This is a genomic window from Kitasatospora sp. NPDC088134 (assembly GCF_044741705.1).
Classification (GTDB): domain Bacteria; phylum Actinomycetota; class Actinomycetes; order Streptomycetales; family Streptomycetaceae; genus Kitasatospora.
In genome coordinates this window covers 235,086-253,812 of record NZ_JBIUTD010000006.1, presented here as the reverse complement: position 1 = coordinate 253,812, position 18,727 = coordinate 235,086, and the positions used below count along the sequence as shown (strand labels likewise).

The window sequence follows — 18,727 nt, the reverse complement described above, 5'->3', positions numbered from 1 at the left end:
CGCTGCGCGCGGCCGGGAAGGGCAAGCCGAGAAGAAGGCCCACCGGACAGGCCGCCCCCGGGCGCCGAAGGCGGGGTGCGCTGCGCGCCCCGAAGCGGCGGAGCACACCGGCGGACACGCCGAACAGGTCGTCCCCGGGCGCCGAAGGCGGGAGTGGCGGGGCGTTACGGGTGCTTTGAGCTGCGGGGATGTGGGGGCGGGAAATATTTCCGAGAATTCTTCGGCGGCGTGTAGAGAACGGCCCGCCCTGCTCCGACCACCGGACGCAAGCACACACACATGGCGCAACGAAGGAAGTGGTCCCCGTGAAGTACCTCCTGATGACGTACGGCAACCAGGAGAAGTGGGCGTCGCTGTCGAACGAGAACTGGACCGAGGCGATCGCGCGGCAGGACGCGTTCAACAAGCGGTACCAGGAGAGCGGTGAGCTGATCGGTGCATACGGGCTGGGGGACGCGGCGGTGAGCCGGCTGGTGCGGCGGGAGGAGGGGCTGCCCGTGGTGAGTGACGGGCCGTACCTGGAGACCAAGGAGTACATGGCCAGCTTCTACCTGCTGGACTGCGAGGACGAGGCGCGGGCGCTGGAGATCGCGGCGGACATGCCGTGGGCCGACCGCGAGCCGGTGGAGCTGTGGCCGATCCTGCACGAGGCCAAGTGAGCGGGGGGCTCCCCGTCGCCGACCAGGACCTGCTGCGCGAGCTGGCGCCGCAGGTCCTGGCGGCGTTGCTGCGCCGTCACGGCGGGGCGTTCGACGCCTGCGAGGACGCGGTGCAGGAGGCGCTGCTGGCGGCGGCGCAGCAGTGGCCGGCGCAGGGGCGGCCGGAGAATCCGCGGGGCTGGCTGGTGACGGTGGCCTCGCGGCGGCTGGTGGACCTGGTGCGGGCGGACCGGGCCCGGCGGGAGCGGGAGGAGCGGCTGTTCCTGGCGACGCCGCAGTCGGAGCTGCTGGGCCGGGCCGCGGACGCGGGTCCGGAGGGGGACCGGGACGACTCGCTGGCGCTGCTGTTCCTGTGCTGCCACCCGGCGCTGACGGCGCCGAGCCGGATCGCGCTGACGCTGCGCGCGGTGGGCGGTCTGAGCACGGCGCAGATCGCGGCGGCGTTCCTGGTGCCGGAGGCGACGATGGCGAAGGGGGCACCCCCCGGCCGAAGGCTGGGGGAGGATCAGCCGGGCGAAGCTGACGATCCGCTCCTCGGGGCTGCCGTTCGCGCTGCCGGCGGCGGCGGACGCGGACGGGCGGCTGCGCGAGGTGCTGCAGGTGCTGTACCTGGTGTTCAACGAGGGCTACACGGCGACGGCGGGCGGGGAGCTGACCTCGGTGCGGCTGTCGGCGGAGGCGATCCGGCTGGCCCGGCTGCTGCACCGGTTGCTGCCGCGGGACGCGGAGGTGATGGGGCTGCTGGCGCTGATGCTGCTGACGGACGCCCGGCGGCCGGCCCGGACCGGCCCGGACGGGGAGCTGGTGCCGCTGCCGGAGCAGGACCGTTCGCGCTGGGACGCGGCGATGGTCGCGGAGGGGGTGGCGCTGGTGGAGCGGGCGCTGCCGGCCGGCCGGGTCGGGCCGTACCAGTTGCAGGCGGCGATCGCGGCGCTGCACGACGAGGCGCCGAGCGTGGCGGCGACGGACTGGCCGCAGATCCTGGCGCTGTACGACCTGCTGCTGCGGGTGGCGCCCGGTCCGATGCCGGCGCTGGGCCGGGTGGTGGCGCTGGCGGAGGTCTGCGGCGCGGGCCCGGCGTTGAAGGAACTCGACGTGCTGGAGCCGGAGTTGGTGCGCCATCACCGGTTCCACGCGGTCCGGGCGGAGCTGCTGGCCCGGGACGGCGACCGGGTGGCGGCGGCGGAGGCGTTCTCCCGGGCGGCGGCGCTGGCCCCGAGCCTGCCGGAGCGCCGCCACCTCGCGGCCCGGGCCCGGAGCCTGTCCTGACGCTGGGTCAGGCGGTGGGTCAGGCGGTGGTCGCGGCCGCCACCGCGGCGTCGATCGCGCCGTAGAGCTCGGAGCGCAGGCCGAGGCGGCTGGCGCGGATCTCGACGGCCTCGGCGACGGCGGGCTGGGCGTGCCGGTCGACGGATTCGCGGATGCCGTTGACCAGCGGGGCGCCGGCCTGGCCGAGTTCGCCGCCGATCACGATGGCGGCGGGGTTGAGGCAGTTGACCAGGTCGGCGAGGACCCGGCCGATGGTGCGGCCGGCCTCGCCGATGACGCGGGCGGCGGCGGGGACGTCGGCGAGTTCGGCGAGCGGCGGGAGGTCGACCGGGACGCCGGGGCGGGCGCCGGGGGCGAGCACGTGGGCGAGGCGGCGGCGGACCTCGACGATCGAGGCGACGGACTCCAGGCAGCCGCGGTTGCCGCAGCGGCACCAGGTGCCGGTGTCGGGGAGCTGGATGTGGCCGATCTCGCCGGAGATGCCGCTGGCGCCGCGGTAGATCCGGCCGTCGAGCAGCAGTCCGGCGCCGATGCCGGTGGACGCCTTGACGTAGACCAGGTCGTTGACGGTGCGGCCGGTGCCGTAGGCGCGTTCGCCGCGGGCGCCCATCTCGGCGTCGTTGCCGACGGTGACGGGGCGGCCGAAGACCCGGCCGAGTTCGGCGGCGGGGTCCATGCCGATCCACTGGGAGAGCGTGGAGGGGGCGCGGACCACGTTGGTGCGGGTGTCGAGGGCGCCGGGGATGCCGGCGGCGATCGCGCCGATCGCGTCGAGGGGGTGGCCGGCGACGGCCAGGGCCTGCCGGGCCAGGGTCTCGGCGGCCGCCAGCACCTCGCGCGGGTGGTTGTCGACGTCGAGGTGGGCGGTGGCCTCGCCGAGCACGGTGCCGGCGGTGTCGGCGACGGCGGCGGTGACGTGGGTGTGGCCGAAGTCGAGGGCGAGCACCAGGGCGTGGGCGCGGCGCAGGGTGACGGCGGTGGCGCGGCGGCCGCGGCCGGCGGCCTCGGTGCTGGTCTCGCTGACCAGTCCCTCGCCGAGCAGGTCGGTGACGGCGCTGCCGACGGCGGAGCGGGAGAGCCCGGTGAGCCGGCTGAGCTCGGCGCGGCTGAGCGTGCCGTGCTCGCCGAGGACGGCGAGCAGGGTGGCCCGGGTGCGCAGGCGGCGGGCCGAGGGGGCCGGGGCGGGGGCGGTCATGGACGGCAACGGTAGCGGACCACCGGTCCATTTTCGCCGTTGAACGGATTATTCGAGGGTCCGCTCCGCCTCTTGACGGACTAATTGGCCTATACCTATGGTCTACGGCAGCAGCAGTACCTCAGGTACCGGTCGAAGCACGCGCCGGGAGAGGAAGGCCGATGAACGCCACCCAGAGCCGTCATCGCTGGTGCGTCGAGATACCCCACGCCAACGAGGTCCGCTCCGGCCGCCACCTGTTCATCGTGGACGCCGCCGCCGCGGAGGACGCCCGCCGCGAGGCCCTGGAGCGGGCCGAGTCCGCCGAGGCCCGCCGCCACCGCCGCGACGCCGCGCTGGACCCGGCCCAGGCCACCGTCGTCCACCTCGGCCTGCTGCGCGCGCACTGAGACCCGTCCGCCCCGACCGCCCGTCCGGAACCGCTCCGGGCGGGCGGTCGGCGTTCCCGGGCCGCGTCTCGGGACGGCGTTTCCGGGCGGCGCCTCCGCGCGGTCGGCGTGCTCCGGCGCCCCGGGAGCGGGTGTGACTTCACTCGACCGGATTTGTATGCTTCGCTGAACCTCTACAGCACTGTAGAAGATCAGCGCGGGCCACCGGGTGAGGGGACGTCATGTCTGCACGCAGGGCACGGGGCCGCGGCGCCCCGCCCACCCGGGGCCGCCGCCTCCGCCGGATCCTGCTGTGGAGCACCGCCGGCGTGGTCTCGCTGGCCGTGCTCGGCACCGGGCTGGTCTACTACCGGCTCAACGGCAACCTGAGCACCTTCGGCCAGGACGGCCTCAGCAAGGACCGCCCCGCGGCCGGCGCCGCCGACGCCCAGGGCCGCACCCCGGTGAACCTGCTGCTGATCGGCTCCGACTCGCGGGCCGGCGGCAACCGGGACCTCGGCGGCGGCCAGGACGGCGGCGCCCGCTCCGACACCGCGATCCTGCTGCACGTCTACGCCGACCACCGGCACGCCGTCGGGGTGTCGATCCCGCGCGACTCCCTGGTCGACATCCCGCCCTGCATACTGCCGAACAAGAACTGGACCAAGCCGCAGACCGGCGTCATGTTCAACAGCGCCTTCTCGGTCGGCGACACCGACCAGGGCAACCCCGCCTGCACCCAGAACACCGTGGAGAAGCTCACCGGGCTGCGGATCGACCACACCATGGTGGTCAACTTCCAGGGCTTCGCCGACATGACCAAGGCGGTCGGCGGCGTCGACGTCTGCCTCCCCAAGGCCGTGTACGAGGGCGACCTCAACCCCAACCTGGGCCACCGCGGCAAGGAGCTGTTCAAGGCCGGCCACCAGAGCATCGCCGGGCAGCAGGCCCTCGACTACGTGCGCATCCGGCACGGCCTCGGCGACGGCTCCGACATCGGCCGCACCAAGCGCCAGCAGGCCTTCCTCTCCTCGCTGATCAAGCAGGTCAAGGCGCAGGGCATGAACCCGGCCGCGCTGCTGCCGCTGGCCGACGCCGCCACCAAGGCGCTCACCGTGGACGAGGGCCTGGGCTCGGCGCAGAAACTGATCGACTTCGCGATGTCGCTCAAGGACGTCGACCTGCACGACATCAAGTTCCTCACCGTGCCCTGGCGCTACCAGGGCGAGCGGGTCGCCATCGTGCACCCCGACGCCGACCAGCTGTGGGCCGCGCTCAAGGCCGACCGCACCCTGGACGGCCAGGAGACCGCACCCACCGCACCCGCCGCCCCGAGCCCCGCAGCCGCCACCACCAGCGCCCCGGCCGCCGTCGACGGCAGCGGCGTCAAGGTCGCCGTCTACAACGGCACCGCCGCCAACGGGCTGACCGGCCCCGCCGCCGACGCCCTGGAGCGGGCCGGCTTCACCGTCACCGGCCGCTCCAACGCCGCCACCCGCAACCACGCCACCACCACCGTCGAGTACGGCAGCGGGCAGAAGGCCGCCGCCGAGAAGGTCGCCGCGCTGTTCCCCGGCGCCACCCTGGAGCCCGCCGGCCAGGCCGGGATCTCCCTCGTGCTGGGCGCCGACTACGCGGCCGGCCACGGCGGCGCCGCCACCCCGGCCGTCCCCACCGGCCCGCTGCCCAGCAGCGTCAGCCAGGCCCGCTCCGCCGACGACGACGCCTGCGCCGACCTCACCTTCGGCTGACCGGCGCTCCACCCCGGAGGACAGCAGCGATGGACCCGCACCACAGCGGCGGCGCCGACCCGCAGGACCGGGCCGACTTCGAGTACGCCCTCGGCCGGGCGCTCGCCGACCCCGCCATGCGCGCCGCCCTGGCCGGCGACCCCGGCCGCGCCGTCCGGCTGCGGGCGCTGGCCCGCAGCCGGGCCCCGCAGATCCTGGCCGCCGCCGAGGCCGAGCACCTGGCCTACCGCCGGCTGCGCGAGGCAGCCGAACAGGCCGACCGGGCCGGGGGCCGCGACCGGCTGTCCGGCTGGTTCGGCGCCCTCGCCCTGGTCGTGCCGGTCGTCACCGGCAGCGCCGCCGCCGTGTTCTTCCTGCTCGGCAGCGTCATCGGCCTGTCCCGCCCGCACGACGGCCTGGCCGGGCCGCTGCGCACCGCCGCCTGGACCAGCGTCGCCCTCACCGTCACCAGTGCCCTGATCGGCCTGCTCGGGCTGCTGCTCACCGCCGCCCGCACCACCGGCACCGCCCAGCTCCAGGACGAACGCCTCAGCGCCGCCCGGGCCGCCTGGCACGCCGCGCTGCTGCACCGCGGCCTGCTCCCGTTCCTGCTGCCGCACGCCGCCGAAACCCTTGCCCGGCAACAGGACTGACGACCCGTCAGGCTCTCGGCGGCGACAGCAGCCGGGCGAGCAGTTCCCGGCCCTGCGGCCAGTCGCCCAGCCCGGAGGCCGCGTTGACGTGGCCGAGCGGGCCGAGGTCGACCAGCTCCGCACCGAGCGCGGCGGCGGTCGCCTCCGCGTACCCGAAGGCGGCGTACGGGTCGTCGCGGCTGGCCGCCAGGACGGTGCGGAACGGCAGCGGGGCCGGGCTCGGCCGGTCGAAACCGGTCGCGTCGGCGGGGAAGGCCGGGCCGTGCGGGTCCGGGGCGGCGACCAGCAGCGCGCCGACGATCCCCGGGTCGGCGTGCTCGGCGGCCCACTCGACCACGGTGGCGCAGCCCAGGCTGTGCGCGACCAGCAACTTCGGCCCGGCGACCGCCCGCAGCGCGGCATCCAGGTCGGCCACCCAGTCGGTGCGGACCGGCTCCTCCCAGGAGGCGTGCTCGACCCAGACACCGCCGGGGTCGGCCGCGTGCCAGCGGTACTGCCAGTGCGGGGCAAGGGAGTTGCCGATGCCCGCGAGGTACACGTGGGTGGGGCGTGCCATGGCCGGAACCTCCTGCTCGACGCCCGCCGAACAGCGGGCGGAGGAAACCGGAGGTCGGCGCTGACCCCGGGAAACACTGGTGGCCGCACCCTAGCGGCCGACCACCCGGCCGCGCCGCCGTTCCGGCCCGCCTTCTCGGCCACCGAGACGACCCCCGGAATCCACCGGACAACGAAGAAGCCCCAGGTCGGTGACCTGGGGCTCGCTGCTGGAGCGGGCGACGAGAATCGAACTCGCGCTCCAAGCCTGGGAAGCTTTGGGCCTTCGAGCCCAGAAGCGCTCCCGACCTGCACCGATACCAGCGCATCCGCCCCTTCGGACGCCCGGCACAGACCGCCGCTGCCCGCCGTTCTCCACCCGTTCTGGCACGGATCCGGCACGTGCCGGATCCGTCCAGCCGGAGGCCGGCATCCGGGCGCCCTGCCTGACTTCGATGGTGCCACGACCTGCGAGAGCATCCGCCAGTCGGACGGCCCCGGCTGAGCGAGGACGGCAAGGAGACCGAAGGCTCCAGTCGCGTGAACACTTGCTCGTCATTCCTGATCGCCGGGCCGCCCCGGGCCCGGAAAGGATTCAGCCGCTTGGCGACAGCGCGACACAGCAGCCGAGTTGCGAAGGTTTCGTTCCGTTGCATCACCGTGCGGCGGGTGGGATCACCCGGGTATGCGCCGGATTTCCGGATTTGCGCGTCATGGGACAGCAGGACGCCGTGCATGGCGTTTCGTCACGGGGGCGGCGGGTTTCGTCACGGCCCGGCGGACTGCTGTCGGGCCCGATGGGCGCGGGAGCGGCAACGCGCCGAGCAGTGCCGGCGGCGGCGCCCGGTGGAGGCGGCCGGGGGCAGGGAGGTGCCGCACTCCTCGCAGCGGGCCCCGGGGGCGGCGGCCGCCGGGGTGGGAGAGTCGAGGGCGGCGGCCGCCCGCAGGCGTTCGGCCATGACGCCCGCCTGGAAGCGGCTGGTCGCGCCCAGGGACTCCAGCAGTTCGGAGACGTGCCGTCGGCAGGTGCGCAGCGAGACGCCGAGGCGGCGGGCGATCGCCTCGTCCTTCAAGCCGTTGGACAGCTGCTGGATGATCGTCTGCTTGAGGTCCTCGGAGACGTCGTGGGCGGCCAGCGGGCCGACGGAGAACGGCGCGGCGTTGCCCCAGTCGCGCTCGAAGGAGGCGATCAGGAAGGCGAGCAGGGAGGGCTCCCGGACGATGAGGGCACCGCTGCCGACGGCGGGCAGGAAGGCCAGTTCGCGGTCGACGACGATCATCTGCGGCAGCACCTCGGTGAGGGTGCGGATCTCGGCCCCGGCGGCCATGAGCGCTTCGGCGTTGGCCCGGGTGGGCTGGTCGTAGCGGGTGGCGTGCTGGTAGAGGTTGCGCATCTGTACGCCGGAGGCGAGGAGGGCCAGGTCGCGCGGCAGGGCCTCGCGCATCGCGGCGGGCGGGAAGGCGCCGCCGGGCTTGGTGACCAGCACCTCGTCGCGGGCGGCGTCGACGGCCTCGACGAGCATGGCGCGCACCGCGACCTTGTCGGTGAGCAGGCCGATCACGTCGTGCGGGTGGGAGAGTTGACGGCTCTGCAGGAAGATGGGCATCAGAGCGGCGTACTGCTCGCGCGCCGCCTGGAGCCGCTCGCGTTCGCGGCACAGTTCGTCCGCCCGCTCCCGTAGCGCGTCCTCCTGCCCGCGCAGGGCGGACTCGCCCTCGGCCAGTTGCCTGGCACCGGCGGCCTGCGGGCTCTGAGCCTGCCAGACGGTCCCGCCCGGGGTACCGACCGCCTCGAGCAGGCCGGCGTCGATCAGGGCCTCGAACGCCACCCGGCAGGTGTCCTCGTCGAGTTCGGTCCCGGCGGCGGCCTGGGCGCGCGAGCTCTCGGTCACCGGGTCGTTGATCAGCGCCCAGTGGTAGAGCCTCTGGGCCTCCTCGGTGAGGCGCACCGCATACCTCCTGAACGTGCATGGCGTGTTGATGAGACGTATCACATCTCCCGGCGGCCTCATCCGCTCTGCGAATCTTCTTCCTGTCGGCGGCCGCACCGGGCGGCGGTCGACGCAGTGCAGGTCACAGAGCTGTGAGGAAGGAGCATTCCGTGGAGAAGAGGTTTGCACGGCGGACGGCCGCGGCGGTACTGGGGTTGGCGCTGGCCAGCCTGGCCGGCGCCGGTACGGCTGCGGCGGCGGTCAGCGGTACGGCCGCAGCGGCAACCACCGCCTCGACGGACGGGGCCACGGCGACCCAGGACGCGGCGACCCATGACGCGGCGACCAAGCCCTTCTTCCCCTGCCGGACCACCGCATGGGGAGACGGCCTCCCCCACGGACACTGCCACGTCTGAGCCCTCGGGCTCCGCCGGGGCAGGGGCAGCGGGCGCCATCCGCTGCCGGTTGGGCGGGTGGGAACCAGCCCCGGAACGTCACACCGGAAGCCAGCCGTACCAGGAGCAGGCACACGCCCGGCGGCATCACTGTCATGCCTATGCCAAAAAACGGACGCGCCCGCTCCCCGTCGCCTCGAATTCGAAGGAGAACACCCTTGCGCCACCGCATCATCGCCACGGCCCTGATGACCGCCGCTCTGGCGGGCACCACGACGGCCGCCCACGCCGCCACCGGCCACTCCCCGGAGCCCCGCGTCGCCGCGGTCGCCGGCGTCTACGGCGGCAAGTACGCCAACTACCGCGCCTGCACCAGCGCCGGATCGCTGGCCATCGGACTCGGTCTCTACAACGGCTACGTCTGCGACCCCATCACGGGCAGCACCGCCTACCGGCTCTACTTCCAGTAATCGGTCACCGCCCCACCCCGCCCGGGCAGCCCCCGTCCCCTCCCCTCACGAAAGGCCGACGCCTCCCCATGACCGAGAACACCACCCTGCGCCGCACCGCCCGGCTCGCCGGCACTGCCGCCGCCACCCTCCTGATGGGCGCCACCGTGCTCGCCACCGCCGGCTCCGCCCAGGCCGCCACCGCCGAGCCGCCCCGAGAGCTCTCGTCCGCCCGCTCCACCGCGGTGTCCCTCGTCAACACCACCAAACTCAACCTGCAGCTCGCCGGCACCTCGCTCTCCCACGGCTGCTGGGACAACAACAACAACATTCCGCCGAGCTCCATCCCGTACGACCACACCTCCTCCTGGGGCAGCCACTCCTGCGGCTTCATGACCGGCACCCAGGGCGAGGCCAGGTACACGGGCGTGAACTTCCAGGGCTCCGCCGTCCTCAACGTCACCGTCGCCTGGAACAACCCCTTCTCCGGCAGCAACACCTACTCCTGCACTACCTCCGACCCCGCCCACTACAAGTGCGCCACGTCCGGCGGCAGCGGCAACAACGCCTCCGTCACCTTCACGCTCAGCCCGACGAACGGCGCCCGGACCGCCGCGCTCGCCGCCGAGACCCCGCCCGTCTCCCGCGCGGCCTCCCGCAGCACCAGGGTCAACCTGATCAACAACAGCGGCCAGATCCTCGGCCGAACCGACGCGGGACTCGACCACGGCATCTGGACGGTCCGCAACACCAGCACGGGCGCGCACACCCTGATGCCCCCGTCCCTGATCAACCCCTCGGGCCACGCGTTCTGGCAGAGCGAGTCGGACGGCTTCATGACCGGTACCGAAGGCCACGCCAGCTACGTCATGGCCGGCGTCGGCACGGTCTCCATCAGCTGGGACAACCCCTTCTCCGGGTCCAACTCCTACAGCTGCAACGCCCCGACCAAGCACACCTGCGTCCGTTCCGGCGGCTCCGGCGACAACGCCACGGTCACCTTCACCGTGAACTGACCGACAGACCGTCCCCACCCCTACCACCGACAGGAAGCACCACCGATGACCCGCCGTCGCCTCGCGCCCCTCCTCACCCTGGCCACCGCCACCGCCCTCCTCGTCCCCGTGGCCTCCGCTGCCGCCGCGCCCCTCGTCGAACCCGCCCCGGCCGCCACCGCCCCGGCCGCCGACGTCGCCACGCCCGTCAACGACGCCGTCACGAACCGCATCACCTGGCAGCTGTTCCGGGACAACCGCGCCTACGCCGCCTACGTGACCATGCTCGGCCAGCTCCGCGCGGCGGCCACCCAGGAGCGGATCGGCAACCCCGGCGTGCCCATGACCTACCCCGTCAACAACGACGGCATCATCGCCGTCAACATCAGCTCGATGGACGGCCACCGGGTCACCCTCTACTACACCCGTGCCAACCTCTACCTGCGAGGCTTCGGCGTGACCGGGTCCAACCAGGTGTTCCAGTTCAGCGACTACAACCTGACCGGCCAGATCAACGCGACCCAGATCACCACCCTCGCCTTCGACGGCAACTACACCGGGGACCACAGCCTCGGGTCGACCTCGCAGGTGGACCGTTCGACCCTCAGGTACAGCACGGACTTCCTCAGCGCGGACATCGAGACGCTGGCCACCTACAACCCGAGCGCCGGCAACAACGCGGCCGCCGCCACCTCACTGATCCGGCTGATCGGCGCGACCGCCGAGGCGGCCAGGCAGATCCCCTTGGCCAACACCGTCTCGGCCGGGCTCAGGAGCGGGGGCGCGGCCACCCTCACCACCAACGAGGTCACCCTGGAGAACCGGTGGAGCCGGGTGTCGAACTGGGCCAACGAGACCGCCCACGGACAGCACCCGGCGGCCGTCACCTACGGCGGCGTCACCTTCAACAGCCTCAACGCGGTCGCCTCCGTCTTCGCCCTGCTGCTTCGGCCCGGCGCGGGCGGCACCCACCAGTAGCCGATCGGTCCGCCCGCCGGAGCGCCGCTCCGGCGGGCGGACGCAGTGGGCGGCGACTCCGAAGCCAGCGAGCGCGTCGGCCTCGACACCTAGAGTGTTTTCCGTGACCGACCTTCCTGGCCCCCAGCCATCCGTCGTCGACCTCTCCACGCTGATTCCCGCCGTAGTCCCCGTCGACGGTGCCGATCCGGAGCTCGTGGCCATCGGTGAACGCTACTGGGCGCTGGCCGGGTTCGCCGATGAGTACGGCACGCCGGTGTGGTGCGAGAAGACCAAGGACATCGACGTCGCAGGCTGGGGCCGTCAGATCTACGCCGTCGCCGCTGCCGGCGTGCGAGCCGTCGTGCCGGGCCAGCAGTGCCCGAAATGCGATGGCCCGCTCAGCCTCACCTCCCGTACCGCCTTCCAGCAGGTCTGCGATGGCGTGGATCCGGCGTGTGTCGAGTGCACCGACTCGCTCCAGGCTGCCATTCGGCTCGTCATCGACCCCACCCGCAAGGCCAAGCGGGAGGCGGCGAAGGCGCAGGCTCAGGCCCAGCAAGTCGTCACCGACGCGCGTGCCCAGTGGCAGCGGAGCCAGCAGGATGTCATCGAGAACAGATACCCGGCTGTCTTCCCTTCGGACGGCGATGCCCTACCCGGTGCCTCGGTCCGGCAGATGGTCGCGACACTGGCGCTACTGCGGTACGCGCCGTCCACCTCGCCCATCTCCGACGTCGATTCCTGGCCGGATCCACTGCACCCGGACATGGACAAGGCCGTCTCGCTCCTCGGGGAGCTCGTACGCGCGCGCTTGGTGAAGATTCACCCCTCCAGTCCGATCAAAGCCTTCGAGTGGGTACCGGCTGCCTTCGAGGACGCTCTGCGCGAGGCCGACCGAGATCTCGAAGCTCTCGCCACGCCGCAGGTGACAGGCAGTTTCTACCCGACGCTGGCGCGGTACTTCGCCCCGTACGGCACCAGCGCAGCCACGGCTGTGGAGCAGCTCGATGCCCGCCTGGCCGAAGCCCTCGCCCCGGCAGCCCTGACCAGTGGTCGTCAGGACGATCTCCTTGCACTGGCCCGGGAGCTCATCGCCGACGAAGCCCTGCGCTACTTCCACAACCGGGTCGACGAGTTGTACCTTCCGACCGTCCCCGACAACCACACCGCCCGTCTGGAACAGGCAGCCTTCAAGGTCGCCGAGCACCGCACCCTCGGGGAGATCTACAACCTCGTCTGGCGTTCGACCCGGGCAGCGGCGGAAGCCGCGCAGAAGAACCCGCGCGCTCCGCGCGCCAACATGACCACGCACGCGGTCAACCGGTTCGAGTCCCACGCTCAGCGGGCCGCCGCCGAGCCCAGTTGGGATATCAAGGCGTTCGATGAGATCCAGGGGCATGGCCCGGCCGCCATGACCCGCACCCTCTTCTACGCCATCTTGGACAGCAACCCGGTAGATACCAGCCTGCCCGAGCTCCGGGCCGCGCTGCCCGCACCGGCATCCGCCGGCTACCCATCGCTCTCCTGCGGTGACGACGAGCTGGCCGTCCTGATCGAATGGCTCAACGCCAATCCCGACACCTGGGACCCCGCAGACGTGCCCGCCGCGCTCGCCACTCTGAAGGGCATGAGGGGAGACAGCGCCCAACTACGCTTCGAGGGACTCATCGTGGCCCGCGGTGCCAGGCACCTGTACCGCTTGCATGAGCGCCTCGCCCCCACGATCGGCGCTCGGCAGGCGGCCCTGGCCGTCCTCGCCGCGACTGCCATGCTTGTTCACCCCCTCACGGCTCCGGGAGCATCCACCAGCGGTGAATGGCTCCTCCACCAACTCGGCCGCCTCCTACGGGACTGGCAGGACCACACCGATGACGACCGGGGAACCCACGACGAGGACGGCGCTGAGGGCAGGGACGACCCCGGAGAGCAGTGAGACGTATCTGCCCGCCTGTCTCTGTGGTTTCGCGCCTTACGGCATCGCGATGCGCGTGCACTGCCGTGATGCTGCTGCCGACTCCCCGACCCGGCTTCTGGGCCGCATACCTACTGTGGCTCGCCGAGGGCGAGGACTTCGAGCCCGAGCCCGCCACGTTCGGTGCCGATGGCGCGGACGCGGACGCCGCCCACCAACGGCTCTCCGACCCGGCGGCCCGGCCCGTCCTCCGACTGCCCATGCAGCACGGCCACAGCATCCTGATCATCCACCGCAACTTCGCCGAGGACGGAGGGGTCGATTACTACGTGGCCCACCCCGACCGGGATCGGCCACGCTCACTGGCCGGCATCGAGGGCCACTTCGCCGGCCCCGGGCTCGCCTGGCGCGAGTTGGCCCACGTCGCCCGGCACTCAGGCAACGGACCGGGGAGCACGGACCCGGACGCCCGCCGGCTCTTCCTGCCGGCCGTCCTCGGCGACGTCGACCTGTCGGCCGACGCCACCGCGACCGTCGCCCGCGCCCTTGCCTCCATCGGCACTCCGCCCGAGGCCGCGGCCACTCCTGCCGACGCCCTGCTCGACCACTCCTTCTGGGACGGCGAGACGTGGTTCTTCGAAGGGAGCTCTCCTCTGAGCGGCGCCAGCACCGCCCCCCCCACCTCAGCCGCGTGCTGCTCTGCGGCGGCTCCTACAGCCCCCGCGGCGTCCGCTTCGGGGCCCTACCCCGACCAGGACGCACGTCTCGCCGAAGCCCTCGGCACCGCCGACTGAGGACGGCTCCTGGCGCCCCCATCGAGCACACCTCACCTGGGGGCGGCTGCGTTCTGGCACGGATCTGGCACGGCGGAGGTGAATTGGTCTAAACAATGCGAAAGGCCCAGGTCGCCGACCTGGGCCTTTACTGCTAGAGCGGGCGACGAGAATCGAACTCGCGCTCTAAGCTTGGGAAGCTCATGTTCTACCATTAAACTACGCCCGCAGCTGACGAACCGTCAGTGACGGCCCGATCAAGGACCACTGTACCCCATGGTGCGGGGGCGGTGGGCGCGGGTCGGGGGCGGCGGCGAGCCTCGCGGAGGGGCGTCCGGTAGATCCCCTAATGTGACGCTGTCCGGCGGAACTGTGGGAAGGGGACCGATGGAGCAGCGCACCGTGGTTCGTTGTGCCGAAGGGCATGTGTTCAGCACGACAGCGTTTCCGATGCAGCACTTGCAGGTCGGGCGGGTGGGGCCGGCCCGGCTGCTGCGGTGTCCGAGGTGCGGGCGGCTGCGGAGTTCGGTGCCGGCCGACGTGTCGGCACTGACGGCGGCCGAACTGGCGCGCGGGCTGCGCCTGGTGGCGGTGGATTCGCCGGCCTGAGCGGGTGGCGGGAACGGCGGTGCGGGGCGGGCGCTTTTGGGTGCCCGCCCCGCGGCACGTACGCTCTGGGGCGTGCTGCTCTCTGACAAGGACATCCGTACCGAGATCGACAACGGCCGGGTCGTGATCGACCCGTTCGACCCGTCGATGGTTCAGCCGTCGAGCATCGACGTCCGACTGGACCGGTTCTTCCGGGTATTCGAGAACCACCGCTACCCGCACATCGACCCGTCCGAGGAACAGCCGGACCTGACCCGGCTGGTGGAGCCGGAGGGCGACGAGGCGTTCATCCTGCACCCGGGCGAGTTCGTGCTGGCGTCCACCTACGAGGTGATCACGCTGCCGGACGACGTGGCCTCCCGGCTGGAGGGCAAGTCCAGCCTGGGCCGGCTCGGGCTGCTGACGCACTCGACCGCCGGGTTCATCGACCCCGGCTTCAGCGGGCACGTGACGCTGGAGCTGTCGAACGTCGCCACGCTGCCGATCAAGCTGTACCCGGGCATGAAGATCGGCCAGCTCTGCCTGTTCCGGCTCTCCTCGCCGTCCGAGCACCCGTACGGCTCGGCCCGCTACGGCTCGCGGTACCAGGGCCAGCGCGGCCCGACCGCCTCCCGCTCGCACCTGAACTTCCACCGCACCGAGATCTGACCCGTCGGGGAACCGACACTGCACCGGCCTCCCGGCCGGTGACGGCAGCGCACGAGGGCCGGCCCCGCAGGACGGGGTCGGCCCTCACGCGCGTTCAGGCCCGCTTCGGGGTGGTCCGGGCGACCAGCTCGCTGCTGTCTGCGGAGAGGGTCAACTCGGTGCGCAGCTCGACGAGTTCGCCCAGGTGGTGCAGGTGGCTGCCGCCGCAGGCCAGCTCGGCCGGGCCGTCCGGGAGGTCCGCGTGCCAGCGGCGGCGGGCGGTCAGCTCCGGGCCGGGCACGTCGATCCGGACGGCCGCGTCGGCGGCGACCCAGCCGGCCAGCCGGTCGTTGACCTCGGCGGCGAGCGCGGGCAACGCGTCGGCGAGGGACGGGAGTTCCTCGGTGGCGTCGACGGTGAAGCCCTTCTTCTTCAGCGACTTGCCGATCCGGTAGGTGTCGGTGCTGGCCTCGATGTCCATCACCGAACTGTCCATGGCGAGGCTGTCGAAGTCCGGGTTCCCGAAGGCGTCGGCGCGGCCCGGGTCCTTGCGCCAGCGCGGGGCGAGCGCCGCGTTCAGGGCGAGCGCCAGCAGGTGGCAGCCGGTGTGCGCGGCGCTGAGCCGGGCCCGCCGCTCCGGGTCGACGGCGAGCGCGGCGGTGCGGCCGACCGCCTCCTCGCCGAGCGCCCCGGCGGCCAGCACGTGCAGCACCAGCCAGGACCACTCCTCGTCGCCGCGCCGCACCGGGATGTCGATGCCCGCCGCGAAGGTCCCGTCCGGGCCGAGGGCGCCGGTGAGGCAGTCGACGACGGGGTGGACCGCGCCGTCCACGGTGAGGGTGCCGAGGTCGGCGGGCTGGTCGGGCCAGGTGTGGTCGACCGGGTGGAACGGCGTCGCGGCGGTGACCACCGCGGTGCGGCCGTCCGGCAGGGCCCGCACGGCGATGATCGGCGACTCGCCGGTCACCGCCCCGGCCGGGAAGCTGACGTGGGTGGTGGGCAGGCTCATGCGCGGGCTCCGGACGGGATCTGAGGGTCGGTCGGTGAACACCTCACCCTACAAAATCCCGCCATTCGGACGGACCCAACAGATCGGCCCAACAGATCGGCCCATCGGACCGTCCCACCGAACCGGCCCGCCCGAGCGGTTCGCCCCAGCAGTTCGGTCGGCCCGGTCGGCCCGGTCGGCCCGGTCAGCCCAGCGTGGGCAGCTTGATCAGCACCAGCAGGGCCAGCAGCTGCACCGCCGCCGCCCCGGCCGCCTTGCCCCAGGGCAGGTCGTGGACGCGCCGCACCATGATGGTCAGCAGCACCGCGCAGCCGATCCAGGTGGCCCAACCGACCACCTGCACCACCGGGTTGCCGACCGGCAGGAACAGCGCGAGCAGCAGCCGCGGGGCGTCGGTGGTCCAGCTGACCAGGGCGGCCAGGCCGACCGTGGACTGCCAGGGGCCGTCGCCGCCGAACTGCCTGGCCAGCACGTGGGTGACGGCGGAGAGCACGCCGCCCGCCAGCGTGAAGCCGATCGCGGCACCGGCGATCGCCCACAGCGCGACCGCGAAGGTCGAACGCGTCACCTGCTCGTAGGTGGAGTCGAGGGCGAACACCGCGAGCACGCCGTACAGCAGCGAGACCGTCAGCGCGGGCAGCCACACCTGGTGGTCGCGCATCCGGTCGAAGGTCGCGGCGGGGTGCCGGTAGATCCCGCCGAGCAGCGGCCGCCAGGGCAGCCGGGGCCCGTCCGCGCGCGGCCCGGAGCGGCCGCCGGCCCGGTAGACCGCCACGTTGTCGGCCGCGGGACCACCCGCCCCCGGACCGCCGCCGTACCCGTCGTGGCCCTGGTGGCCTTCGTAGCCCTCCTGGTAGCCCGGCCCCTGGTACGGCTCGTAGGCCTCGTACGGCCCGCCACCGTACGCCGGGCCCCCGTAGCCCGGGTCACCGTACGCCGGGTCGCCGTATCCCGGTTCCCCGTACCCCGGGCCCCCGTACGGCTGCTCGCCGACCGCGAAAGCCCTGGTGTGCCCCGGCTGGTCGCCGTAGCCGGGCTGGTCGTGGCCGGGCCGGGCGCCGTGGCCGGGCTGCGGGGAGGTGAAGTACTCGGGGGCGCCGGTGGGCGCGCCCGCGCGCGGGTCGCCCCCGTGGGGGGTGCCCGGGCGGGGGGCCGACCAGTTGTGCCGGGGGTCGGCGCCCCGCCCGTCGTCGTGTCGATTGCCAGCCACGCCACGACGGTACCCGCAAGGGCTGACCCCTCGTCGGGTGATCATGGCGGTGGGGCCGGATTGCAGCCGTCCTGTGACGGTGCCGCCCGGCGGCCGTCAGCCGAGCAGGCGGGCGCCCGGGGCGTGCACGGCGGCGGCGTTGGTCAGGCCGGCCTCGCAGCCGCCGGGGCCGGCCGAGAGCCGGACGGCGCCGACCGGGAGGCGGGTGCCGCAGGCGATCCGCAGGCCGGCGGGGAGCTCGTTCTCGGCCTCCAGGACGGCGCCGTCGCCGATCACCACGCCGTCCAGCGAGCAGCGCTCACCGATCTCCGCGTAGGCGCCGACGATGGAGTCCTTGACGTACGCGCCGGCCTCGATCCGGGCGCCCTGCAGGACGACGCTGCCCTCGACGATGGCGCCCGCGGCGACCTCGGCGTCCGCGGCGACCACGGTGCCGGAGCTCAGCACGGCGGCCGGGTCGACCTGCGAGCCGGGCAGCAGCAGCGCCTCGCCGGTGGGGCCGGGGACGGCCGGGGAGTCGACCTTGCCGAGCACCAGGTCGGCCGAGCCGCGGACGAACGCGCCGGGGGTGCCGAGGTCCAGCCAGTACGAGGTGTCGACGACGCCGCGCAGCAGCGCGCCCTCGGCGAGCAGCTCGGGGAAGGTCTCGCGCTCGACGGAGACCTCGCGGCCGGTCGGGATGCGGTCGATCACCGAGCGGGTGAAGACGTAGCAGCCCGCGTTGATCTGGTCGGTGACGATCTGCTCGGGGGTCTCCGGCTTCTCCAGGAAGGCCAGCACCCGGCCGCTCTCGTCGGTCGGGACGAGGCCGAAGGCGCGCGGGTCGGCCACCCGGGTGAGGTGCAGGCTGACGTCGGCGCCGGAGGCGGTGTGCGAGTCGCGCAGGGCGGCGATGTCGAGGCCGGAGAGGATGTCGCCGTTGAAGACCAGCACCGGCTCGTCGGGGCCGCAGGTCAGGCCGGCCGCGGCGTTGCGGATCGCGCCGCCGGTGCCCAGCGGCTCCTCCTCGGTGAGGTAGACCAGTTCGAGGCCGTAGGGGCTGCCGTCCTGGAAGTGGTCGACGAAGACCTCGGCGAGGTACGAGGTGGCGAGCACCACCCGGGTGACACCGGCGGCGGCGGCCCGGGCCAGCTGGTGCGCGATGAACGGGACACCGGCGACGGGCAGCATGGGCTTGGGCGTGTGCGTGGTCAAGGGGCGGAGCCTGGTGCCCTTGCCGCCGACCAGCATGATCGCCTCGGTCATGTCGTGTCTCCCCTGCTCAGATCCCGGCGGCCCGGCGCTGCAGGGTCCGGTGTGCTCGCTCGGTGGCGTGGTCGGGGCGGCACGAACCGGCCTCCGACGGAGCCGGACCTTTCCCCGGCTCCGCCCATACTCTATTTGCTCGAACAGCGTCTGAGTGCCACCCCCTCCCGTCGGGCTGATGTGCGGATCGGCACGTCCGGCCGG

At 73.1% G+C, this 18,727-nt stretch carries 17 protein-coding genes, 1 tRNA gene and 2 pseudogenes; 13 read left to right on the top strand and 7 right to left on the bottom strand.

Going from position 1 to position 18,727, the window contains the following annotated elements; all coding sequences use genetic code 11:
• Positions 1–305 precede the first annotated feature (305 nt).
• Together ACIOHG_RS12925 and ACIOHG_RS12920 are read left to right on the top strand one after the other, a co-directional pair.
• Positions 306–659, top strand: coding sequence for a YciI family protein (locus ACIOHG_RS12925; protein WP_400949015.1), 354 nt, complete (start codon positions 306–308; stop codon positions 657–659).
• Positions 656–1,928: pseudogene (locus ACIOHG_RS12920) on the top strand (RNA polymerase sigma factor). The gene ACIOHG_RS12925 and the pseudogene ACIOHG_RS12920 overlap by 4 nt, the downstream one beginning before the upstream one ends.
• A 19-nt stretch (positions 1,929–1,947) precedes the next feature.
• Here ACIOHG_RS12920 and ACIOHG_RS12915 read toward each other — a convergent pair.
• Complete coding sequence (locus tag ACIOHG_RS12915; protein ID WP_400949013.1) at positions 1,948–3,123, bottom strand: ROK family transcriptional regulator; 1,176 nt, start codon at positions 3,121–3,123, stop codon at positions 1,948–1,950.
• Positions 3,124–3,284: 161 nt separating this feature from the next.
• On the opposite strand from ACIOHG_RS12915, the gene ACIOHG_RS12910 reads away from it, so the two are divergent.
• The 3 genes from ACIOHG_RS12910 to ACIOHG_RS12900 all read left to right on the top strand — a co-directional run bounded on the left by ACIOHG_RS12910 (position 3,285) and on the right by ACIOHG_RS12900 (position 5,874).
• Positions 3,285–3,512 (top strand): hypothetical protein, encoded by a 228-nt coding sequence (locus ACIOHG_RS12910; protein ID WP_400949010.1) that lies wholly within the window; start codon positions 3,285–3,287, stop codon positions 3,510–3,512.
• Between the two features lie 221 nt (positions 3,513–3,733).
• Positions 3,734–5,242 (top strand): LCP family protein, encoded by a 1,509-nt coding sequence (locus ACIOHG_RS12905; RefSeq protein ID WP_400949008.1) that lies wholly within the window; start codon positions 3,734–3,736, stop codon positions 5,240–5,242.
• A gap of 29 nt (positions 5,243–5,271) precedes the next feature.
• Complete coding sequence (locus tag ACIOHG_RS12900) at positions 5,272–5,874, top strand: hypothetical protein (RefSeq protein WP_400949005.1); 603 nt, start codon at positions 5,272–5,274, stop codon at positions 5,872–5,874.
• Positions 5,875–5,881: 7 nt separating this feature from the next.
• Here the strand turns inward: ACIOHG_RS12900 and ACIOHG_RS12895 are convergent, their stop codons facing one another.
• Positions 5,882–6,430: an RBBP9/YdeN family alpha/beta hydrolase gene (locus ACIOHG_RS12895; RefSeq protein ID WP_400949003.1), complete on the bottom strand. Its 549-nt coding sequence runs from the start codon at positions 6,428–6,430 to the stop codon at positions 5,882–5,884.
• 745 nt (positions 6,431–7,175) lie between these two features.
• The gene (locus ACIOHG_RS12890) at positions 7,176–8,357 is read right to left on the bottom strand and encodes a LuxR C-terminal-related transcriptional regulator (protein WP_400949002.1); all 1,182 of its coding nucleotides are present in this window, start codon (positions 8,355–8,357) and stop codon (positions 7,176–7,178) included.
• A 152-nt stretch (positions 8,358–8,509) separates the two neighbouring features.
• Between ACIOHG_RS12890 and ACIOHG_RS12885 the strand changes: the two genes are divergently transcribed.
• The 6 genes from ACIOHG_RS12885 (at position 8,510) to ACIOHG_RS12860 (ending at position 13,844) form a co-directional block, all read left to right on the top strand.
• Positions 8,510–8,755: a hypothetical protein gene (locus ACIOHG_RS12885; protein WP_400948999.1), complete on the top strand. Its 246-nt coding sequence runs from the start codon at positions 8,510–8,512 to the stop codon at positions 8,753–8,755.
• 197 nt (positions 8,756–8,952) lie between these two features.
• Positions 8,953–9,204 carry a hypothetical protein gene (locus tag ACIOHG_RS12880; RefSeq protein WP_400948997.1) on the top strand — a complete coding sequence of 84 codons (252 nt, stop codon included), beginning with the start codon at positions 8,953–8,955 and terminating at the stop codon, positions 9,202–9,204.
• A gap of 68 nt (positions 9,205–9,272) precedes the next feature.
• Entirely contained in the window at positions 9,273–10,199 is a 927-nt protein-coding gene (locus tag ACIOHG_RS12875) for an aegerolysin family protein (RefSeq protein WP_400948995.1), read from the top strand.
• A gap of 45 nt (positions 10,200–10,244) precedes the next feature.
• Positions 10,245–11,156: a ribosome-inactivating family protein gene (locus ACIOHG_RS12870; RefSeq protein ID WP_400948992.1), complete on the top strand. Its 912-nt coding sequence runs from the start codon at positions 10,245–10,247 to the stop codon at positions 11,154–11,156.
• A 103-nt stretch (positions 11,157–11,259) separates the two neighbouring features.
• Positions 11,260–13,071: a hypothetical protein gene (locus tag ACIOHG_RS12865; RefSeq protein ID WP_400948989.1), complete on the top strand. Its 1,812-nt coding sequence runs from the start codon at positions 11,260–11,262 to the stop codon at positions 13,069–13,071.
• A 68-nt stretch (positions 13,072–13,139) separates the two neighbouring features.
• Positions 13,140–13,844, top strand: a complete 705-nt coding sequence (locus tag ACIOHG_RS12860; RefSeq protein WP_400948987.1) for a hypothetical protein — start codon at positions 13,140–13,142, stop codon at positions 13,842–13,844.
• Between the two features lie 137 nt (positions 13,845–13,981).
• On the opposite strand, the gene ACIOHG_RS12855 is transcribed toward ACIOHG_RS12860, so the two are convergent.
• Positions 13,982–14,052: transfer RNA gene (locus tag ACIOHG_RS12855), tRNA-Gly, on the bottom strand.
• A gap of 158 nt (positions 14,053–14,210) precedes the next feature.
• Here ACIOHG_RS12855 and ACIOHG_RS12850 point away from each other — a divergent pair.
• Both ACIOHG_RS12850 and dcd read left to right on the top strand, forming a co-directional pair.
• Complete coding sequence (locus tag ACIOHG_RS12850) at positions 14,211–14,432, top strand: hypothetical protein (RefSeq protein ID WP_400948984.1); 222 nt, start codon at positions 14,211–14,213, stop codon at positions 14,430–14,432.
• A 72-nt stretch (positions 14,433–14,504) separates the two neighbouring features.
• Entirely contained in the window at positions 14,505–15,080 is a 576-nt protein-coding gene (gene dcd / locus ACIOHG_RS12845) for a dCTP deaminase (RefSeq protein WP_400948982.1), read from the top strand.
• A gap of 94 nt (positions 15,081–15,174) precedes the next feature.
• On the opposite strand, the gene ACIOHG_RS12840 is transcribed toward dcd, so the two are convergent.
• The 3 genes and pseudogenes from ACIOHG_RS12840 to ACIOHG_RS12830 form a co-directional block, all read right to left on the bottom strand.
• Positions 15,175–16,068: a metal-dependent hydrolase gene (locus tag ACIOHG_RS12840; RefSeq protein ID WP_400948979.1), complete on the bottom strand. Its 894-nt coding sequence runs from the start codon at positions 16,066–16,068 to the stop codon at positions 15,175–15,177.
• A 184-nt stretch (positions 16,069–16,252) separates the two neighbouring features.
• On the bottom strand, positions 16,253–17,278 hold the full coding sequence (locus ACIOHG_RS12835; protein ID WP_400948976.1) for a Yip1 family protein: 1,026 nt from the start codon (positions 17,276–17,278) through the stop codon (positions 16,253–16,255).
• A 171-nt stretch (positions 17,279–17,449) separates the two neighbouring features.
• A pseudogene (locus ACIOHG_RS12830) lies at positions 17,450–18,523 on the bottom strand (sugar phosphate nucleotidyltransferase); the annotation flags it as partial.
• Between the last annotated feature and the right edge of the window lie 204 nt (positions 18,524–18,727).

Excerpts from the sequence above, each read along its gene's own strand:
- ACIOHG_RS12900 (WP_400949005.1), top strand. The coding sequence starts at position 5,272 with ATGGACCCGCACCACAGCGGCGGCGCCGACCCGCAGGACCGGGCCGAC.
- ACIOHG_RS12870 (WP_400948992.1), top strand. The coding sequence starts at position 10,245 with ATGACCCGCCGTCGCCTCGCGCCCCTCCTCACCCTGGCCACCGCCACC.
- ACIOHG_RS12840 (WP_400948979.1), bottom strand. The coding sequence starts at position 16,068 with ATGAGCCTGCCCACCACCCACGTCAGCTTCCCGGCCGGGGCGGTGACC.
- ACIOHG_RS12860 (WP_400948987.1), top strand. The coding sequence starts at position 13,140 with ATGCTGCTGCCGACTCCCCGACCCGGCTTCTGGGCCGCATACCTACTG.
- ACIOHG_RS12915 (WP_400949013.1), bottom strand. The coding sequence starts at position 3,123 with ATGACCGCCCCCGCCCCGGCCCCCTCGGCCCGCCGCCTGCGCACCCGG.
- ACIOHG_RS12895 (WP_400949003.1), bottom strand. The coding sequence starts at position 6,430 with ATGGCACGCCCCACCCACGTGTACCTCGCGGGCATCGGCAACTCCCTT.
- ACIOHG_RS12905 (WP_400949008.1), top strand. The coding sequence starts at position 3,734 with ATGTCTGCACGCAGGGCACGGGGCCGCGGCGCCCCGCCCACCCGGGGC.
- ACIOHG_RS12850 (WP_400948984.1), top strand. The coding sequence starts at position 14,211 with ATGGAGCAGCGCACCGTGGTTCGTTGTGCCGAAGGGCATGTGTTCAGC.
- ACIOHG_RS12875 (WP_400948995.1), top strand. The coding sequence starts at position 9,273 with ATGACCGAGAACACCACCCTGCGCCGCACCGCCCGGCTCGCCGGCACT.
- ACIOHG_RS12910 (WP_400949010.1), top strand. The coding sequence starts at position 3,285 with ATGAACGCCACCCAGAGCCGTCATCGCTGGTGCGTCGAGATACCCCAC.